General features: G+C 69.5%; 6 protein-coding genes and 1 pseudogene. 3 read left to right on the forward strand and 4 right to left on the reverse strand.

Annotated features, from left to right (window positions below; translation table 11 throughout):
• Nucleotides 1-106 precede the first annotated feature (106 nt).
• Both AU194_RS17385 and AU194_RS17390 read left to right on the forward strand, forming a co-directional pair.
• Nucleotides 107-907, forward strand: a complete 801-nt coding sequence (locus tag AU194_RS17385) for a HugZ family protein (protein ID WP_059090505.1) — start codon at nucleotides 107-109, stop codon at nucleotides 905-907.
• A gap of 29 nt (nucleotides 908-936) precedes the next feature.
• The gene (locus AU194_RS17390) at nucleotides 937-1,506 is read left to right on the forward strand and encodes an orotate phosphoribosyltransferase (protein ID WP_059090492.1); all 570 of its coding nucleotides are present in this window, start codon (nucleotides 937-939) and stop codon (nucleotides 1,504-1,506) included.
• Between the two features lie 64 nt (nucleotides 1,507-1,570).
• On the opposite strand, the gene AU194_RS17395 is transcribed toward AU194_RS17390, so the two are convergent.
• The 4 genes from AU194_RS17395 to AU194_RS17410 are packed head-to-tail and all read right to left on the reverse strand — an operon-like array spanning nucleotide 1,571 to nucleotide 5,359.
• Nucleotides 1,571-2,611, reverse strand: coding sequence for an ABC transporter ATP-binding protein (locus AU194_RS17395; protein WP_059090493.1), 1,041 nt, complete (start codon nucleotides 2,609-2,611; stop codon nucleotides 1,571-1,573).
• Complete coding sequence (locus tag AU194_RS17400; protein ID WP_059090494.1) at nucleotides 2,608-3,384, reverse strand: ABC transporter permease; 777 nt, start codon at nucleotides 3,382-3,384, stop codon at nucleotides 2,608-2,610. The genes AU194_RS17395 and AU194_RS17400 overlap by 4 nt, the downstream gene beginning before the upstream one ends.
• Nucleotides 3,381-4,235, reverse strand: a complete 855-nt coding sequence (locus AU194_RS17405) for an ABC transporter permease subunit (RefSeq protein ID WP_059090495.1) — start codon at nucleotides 4,233-4,235, stop codon at nucleotides 3,381-3,383. The genes AU194_RS17400 and AU194_RS17405 overlap by 4 nt, the downstream gene beginning before the upstream one ends.
• Nucleotides 4,232-5,359 (reverse strand): ABC transporter substrate-binding protein, encoded by a 1,128-nt coding sequence (locus AU194_RS17410; protein ID WP_059090496.1) that lies wholly within the window; start codon nucleotides 5,357-5,359, stop codon nucleotides 4,232-4,234. Before AU194_RS17410 ends, AU194_RS17405 begins: the two co-directional genes overlap by 4 nt.
• 185 nt (nucleotides 5,360-5,544) lie before the next feature.
• Between AU194_RS17410 and AU194_RS17415 the strand changes: the two are divergent.
• A pseudogene (locus AU194_RS17415) lies at nucleotides 5,545-6,000 on the forward strand (hypothetical protein); the annotation flags it as partial.

Here is a 6,000-nt window from a genome sequence, read left to right on the forward strand (position 1 = left end):
CCTGTCGATCGGGTCCTCGAACGTCAGCTACCCATCGCGGCCAGAGCGCAATCGTGGCGCACCCGCAGCGGCCGCGCGACGCGAGCGCGGCGGTATCGTGCGTCGGATGGCCAATCGTGATCACGGCGACCCCGGCGACGCGCCGTCGGTGCCGCCGCCGCTGCACCCGGTCGCTCGCGCGGTGCGGCCGTCGGCGGCCGAGGAGGCCCGCACCATCGCGGCCTCCACCAACACCGCCACGCTCGCGACGCTGACCGCCGACGGGGATCCGTGGGCGTCGTTCGTCACCTACGGTCTGCTCGGCGGCGCGCCGGTGCTGTGCGTGTCGAACCTCGCCGAACACGGCCGCAACCTCACCGGCGATCCGCGCGCCAGCCTGGCGATCGTCGCCCCCGCCGCGGAGTCCGATCCGCTCGCCAGCGGCCGGGTCACGCTGGCCGGCGTCGTCGAACGCCCGTCCGATGAGGAGGCCGCCGCCGCGCGCGGGGCGCACCTCGCCGCGGTCGCGGCGGCGAAGTACTACATCGACTACAGCGACTTCACGCTGTGGGTGCTGCGCGTGCAGCGAGTGCGGTGGGTCGGCGGCTACGGCCGGATGGAATCGTGCAGCGGAGCGGATTACGCTGCGGCGGAACCGGATCCGGTGAGCCCGCACACCGCGGGTGCGATCGCGCACCTCAACGCCGACCACGCCGACTCGCTGCTGGCGATGGCGCAGGTGCTCGGCGGCTACCCCGACGCCACCTCCGCGCTGTGCACGGGCGCCGATCGGTACGGCCTCGATCTGCGGCTGGACACCGAACGCGGTGTCGCCTATACGCGGGTGGGCTACGCCGCACCGCTGCGCTCTCCCGACGAACTGCGCTCTGCCGCCGTCGAGTTGACGCGCCGGGCCCGCGAGGGCTGAGGCCTGACGGGCTCGCATACGATCTGCGTATGTCCGACCGTCCGGAATCCTGGCAGGCCGCGTTCGAGCTGATCCGCACCCGCGGTTACGAGCATCGCGAGGAGCCGTTCCGGCTGGCCAGTGGTCAGCTCAGCCACGACTACATCGACGGCAAGTACGCGATCGACAACGGTGAGCGGCTGACGGTCGTGAGCCGCGCGGTCGCCGATCTGGCCGCCCGCAGCGGCATCGAGTTCGACGCCGTCGGCGGGCTCACCATGGGCGCCGACCCGTTGGCCCACGGCGTGGCGATGGTCACCGGGGCGGCGTGGTTCTCGGTGCGCAAGGAGCAGAAGACGCGCGGCCGCGAGCAGTGGATCGAGGGCACGCGGATCGAACCCGGAATGCGGGTGCTGCTGGTCGACGACGTAATCAGCACCGGCGGCTCGACGGCCATCGCGTTCGACCGGGTGGTCGCCGCGGGTGCGGTGGTCACCGGCGTGATCCCGATGGTCGACCGCGGCGACGTCGCGGCGAAGCTGTTCGCCGAGCGCAACGTGCCGTTCGCCGCGCTCGTGACCTACCGCGATCTGGGGATCGAGCCGATCAAAGCGGTCTGACCCCTCCCGTTGACTCTGCGTCCAGGGCGTCGATCACTCGCACTTCTGCGCCGTAGGCGCAGAGTCAGCGGGGTTTGACCAGCACCGGGTTGGGTTCGACGCCGACGGTGACCGCATCGCCCGCGGAGAACTTCGCCGCCTGCGAGCTGGGCAGCTGCGCGGACAGCACGGTGTCGTCGGCCAGCGTGCAGTACACCCGCGAGATCGACCCGAGGAACGCCACCGAACTGACCGTGGCGTTCGGCGTGCCGTCGGCGCTGACCGTGACCGATTCGGGGCGCACCAGCGCGATCCCGTCCCCACTGGCGATCGACCCGTCCAGCGCGGGCACCTCGGTGCCGAGCAGCCGGGCGCGGCCCGACGCCACCGTCGCGGGCACCGTGTTGTTGAGCCCGACGAACTCCGCGACGAACGGCGTCGCCGGATGCGCGTACAGCTCCGCGGGGGCGGCGAGCTGTTCGAGGCGCCCCTGACTCATCACCCCGACCCGGTCGGCGACGGCGAGCGCCTCCTCCTGGTCGTGGGTGACGAACAGCGTGGTGGTGCCGACGTCGAGTTGCACTCGGCGGATCTCGTCGCGCAGCTGCGCGCGCACCTTGGCGTCGAGCGCCGACAGCGGTTCGTCGAGCAGCAGCACCCGCGGCTGCACGGCCAGGGCGCGCGCCAACGCGACGCGTTGCTGCTGGCCGCCGGACAGTTCGTTGGCGTACTTGGCCTTGTGCGCGGATAGCCCGACCAGGTCCAGCATGTCGGCGGCCCGAGTCAGCCTCTCCGCCTTCGGTTTTCCGCGCATCTTCAACCCGAAGGCGACGTTGTCGAGCACGGTCAGATGCGGGAACAGGCTGTAGGCCTGGAACACCATGCCCATATCGCGTTTGTTGGCGGGCACCCGGCTGACGTCACGGCCGTCGACCGACACCGACCCCGACGTCGCCTCGTCCAGACCGGCGAGGATGCGTAGCGCGGTGGTCTTCCCGCAGCCCGACGGGCCGAGCAGCGCGACCATCTCCCCCGGTTTCATGTGCAGCGTCAGCCCGTCGAGGGCGTGGACGGTGCCGTACACCCGGGTCAGGTCGTTGAGTTCGACGGCGACTCCGGCGGTCATGCGACTCCTAACGGGGCGGTACGCCGCCGCCCGCGGGTGACGAACGAAAGGGCAAGCAGCAGAGCGAAACCGAACAGCAGCACGGCCAGCGACGCCGCGACCGAAGTGGGGCCGTCAGTCTTGCCGAGCGCCACGATCTGCACCTGCAGGGTCTGATAGCCGCTCAGCGACGCGATGGTGTACTCCCCGAGGACCACGGCGATCGAGATGAACGCCGCCGACAGGATGCCCGACCAGATGTTGGGCACCACCACCCGCAGGATCGTGGCCGTCCAGCCCGCGCCGAGCGAGCGCGCGGCCTCGGCAAGGGTCTGCAGGTCGATCGCCGACAGCGCCGCGTCGATCGACCGGTAGGCGAACGGCAGCACCAGCACCACATAGACGAAAGTCAGTGTGAGAGCGGACTCCCCGAGGAAGTACGTCACCCACAGGTACACGTTCTTCAACCCGACGACGATGACCAGCGCGGGAATCGTCAACGGCAGCAGGCACAGGAATTCGACAGGTTTACGCGCCCACGGCGCGCGCAACCGCACCCAGATCATCGTCGGCACCAGCACGGCGAGCATCGCGAGCACCGTGAACACCGCCAACAGCAGCGAGATGATGATCGCCTGGTACAGCGCCTGATCGGCGACGAGGTTCTGCCATGCCTGCAGAGTGCGGCCCCCGTTGATCAGATCGCGGGTCGAGAAGTCGGCCATCGCGTAGAGCGGGAACAGGAAGAACAACCCGAACAGCACCCAAAGCACAACGCGGACAACCCTGTTCACTGCAACCACCTCGCGGTACGGCGCACCAGCGCGTTGTAGGCGACCATCACCACCGCGACGACGACGATCATCTCCAGCGCGAGCGCGTAGGCGAATCCGGACTGACCGAGCACGACCTCACTGGTGAGCGCGGCGCGGATGAGCAGCGGCACGATCGGGCTGCCCTGGCTGACCAGCGCCGCCGCCGTCGCATACGCGGCGAAGGCGTTGGCGAACAACAACAGCAGCGAACCCAGGAACGCCGGTGTCAGCAGCGGGAAGCCGACCTCACGCCAGTACTGCCACGTCGACGCGCCGAGGTTGACCGCGGCCTCGCGCCACTGTGCGCGCAGCCCCTCCAGGGCGGGGACGAACACGATCACCATGAGCGGGATCTGGAAGTAGGTGTAGACGAGGATCAGCCCGCTCAGGCTGTAGAGCCACCCCGAACCGGCCAGATTCCAGCCCACCAGCTGCTGCACCCACAACGTGAGCACACCGTTGAGGCCGACGGTCGCCAGGAACGCGAACGCCAGTGCGACACCGCCGAATTGGGCGAGCACACTGCACAGTGCGAGCACGCCCCGGCGCACCATCGACTCCGGCGGGCTGCTGACGATCAGCCAGGACAGCACCGCCCCGAGCACCGCGCCGATGAGCGCCGTACTGCCCGACAGCAGCACGCTCTTCCACAGCGCCGATAGCGCGGCCGCCGAGAACAGCGCCTCGATGCGGGCCAGTGAGAAGCCGTCGTCGCCGAAGAAGGCGCTCACCACCACCGTCACCGTCGGGATGATCAGGAAGATCGTCAGGACGGCGAAGAACGGCAGCAGCGGCACCCCGTCGCGCAGGCGTCTCACGATCGTGGTCAGCCGACCGCGCCGGCCCAGTTCGCCGACAGGTACTCGGTGGCCTTCTTGTTCTGGTCGACCGAGACGATGACCGGTTCACCCGCGACCGGCGGCAGCGCCTCCCATGCGGCCGTGTCCAGCGTGCCCGCCTGCTGCATGGGTTCGGCACGGACCGGGCGCGCCCCGCCGCCGAGGTAGAGGTTCTGACCCTCGTCGCTGTAGAGGAACTCCTGCCACAGCCGCGCGGCGGCGGGATGCGGTGCGTCCTTGTTGACGGCCTGGTAGTAGTAGCCGGCGACGGCCGGTCCCGGCGGCACGACGACCGTCCAGGACGGCAGCTTCTTGGTCTCCGCGGCGTTGAGGTAGTCCCAGTCGATGACGACGGGGGTCTGGCCGGATTCGATCGTCGCGGGCGTCGGGTCGACGGGCAGGAAGTTGCCCGCCTCCTTGAGCTTGCGGAAGAAGTCGACGCCGGGGGCGATGTCGTCGGCGGAGCCGCCCTGGCTCAGCGCCACCATCATCACGCCGGAGAACGCGGCGCCGGCCTGGGTCGGGTCGCCGTTGAGCGCGACCTTGCCGCGGTACTCGGGTTTGAGCAGATCGTCGACCGAGGCGATCGGCGGCACCTTCGCGGAGTCGTAGCCGATCGACATGTAGCCGCCGTAGTCGTTGACCCAGGTGCCGTCGGGATCCTTGAACTCGGCCGGGATGTCGTCGAACGTCTCGACCTTGTAGGGGGCGAACATGCCGGTGTTGGCCAGGGCCACGGACTGGCCGAGGTCGAACACGTCGGGGGCACTGGACTTGCCGCGCTGCTGGTTGGCGGCGTTGATCTCGTCCTGGCTCGCGGCGTCGGGCTGCGCGGAGTTCACCTTGATGCCGTACTTCTTGGAGAACGTGTCGATGATCGCGCCGTAGTTGGCCCAGTCCGGCGGCAGCGCGATGACGTTGAGTTCCCCCTCGCTCTTGGCGGCCTCGACCAGCTTGTCCATCCCGCCGAAGTCGGCGGCCGAGGTGGCCTCGCTGACTTTCACACCCGAATCGGTCTCACCGCCGCCGGAGTCCTTCTCCGGCGGGGCGCAGGCCACCAAACCGGAGAGCAGAAGTGCCGATGTACAGGCCGCCAACAGGCGTGGAGTCGTCATGGCCGAACCTTCCGATGGTCAGAAAGCGCCGCGGTGACGCGCTGGTTACCACCCCCGGACACCGCGGTGAATGAATCGAACGGGGCTTGAGAACACTACCGTGACCAGGCGGGATCAGGCGGGACGTTGGTCGGGACTCTCGGTGTCCGCGCATATGTGCAGGTCGCGGGGTTAGCATCGGGGACGTGGCCGAACGCGAAGCCCCGGGGGAGTTCGACTACCGCTGGGACCCACCGCCTCCCGTGGGCGATGCGCGCGATCAGTACTACGACGAGGTCGACCAGCCGGCCGCCGGGGGCTACGGACCCGAGGAGACGTACGCCGAACCCGAATACGCTCCCGAGCCCCAGTACGCCCCCGAACCCGAATACGTCGCGCCCGAATTCGTCCCGCCCGCACCGGACGATCGGTTCGACGCGTTCAACGCCAACACCTGGAGTTTCCGGCCCCCACCCCCGCCGTGGTACCGCACCCGGCAGGCGATCGCGGCGTTGACGATCCTGACGCTGGCCGCCGTCGCGATCGTGGTGTCGGCGGTGCTGCTGCTGTTCGGCGGATCCGGCGGCGACGAGGAGCGTCCGCCGGTCGCGCCCACCCCGTCGTCTACCGTCGCGCCGTCCCCGACGGCGACGAGCGGACCC

This window comes from Mycobacterium sp. GA-2829, assembly GCF_001499965.1.
Taxonomy (GTDB): Bacteria; Actinomycetota; Actinomycetes; order Mycobacteriales; family Mycobacteriaceae; genus Mycobacterium.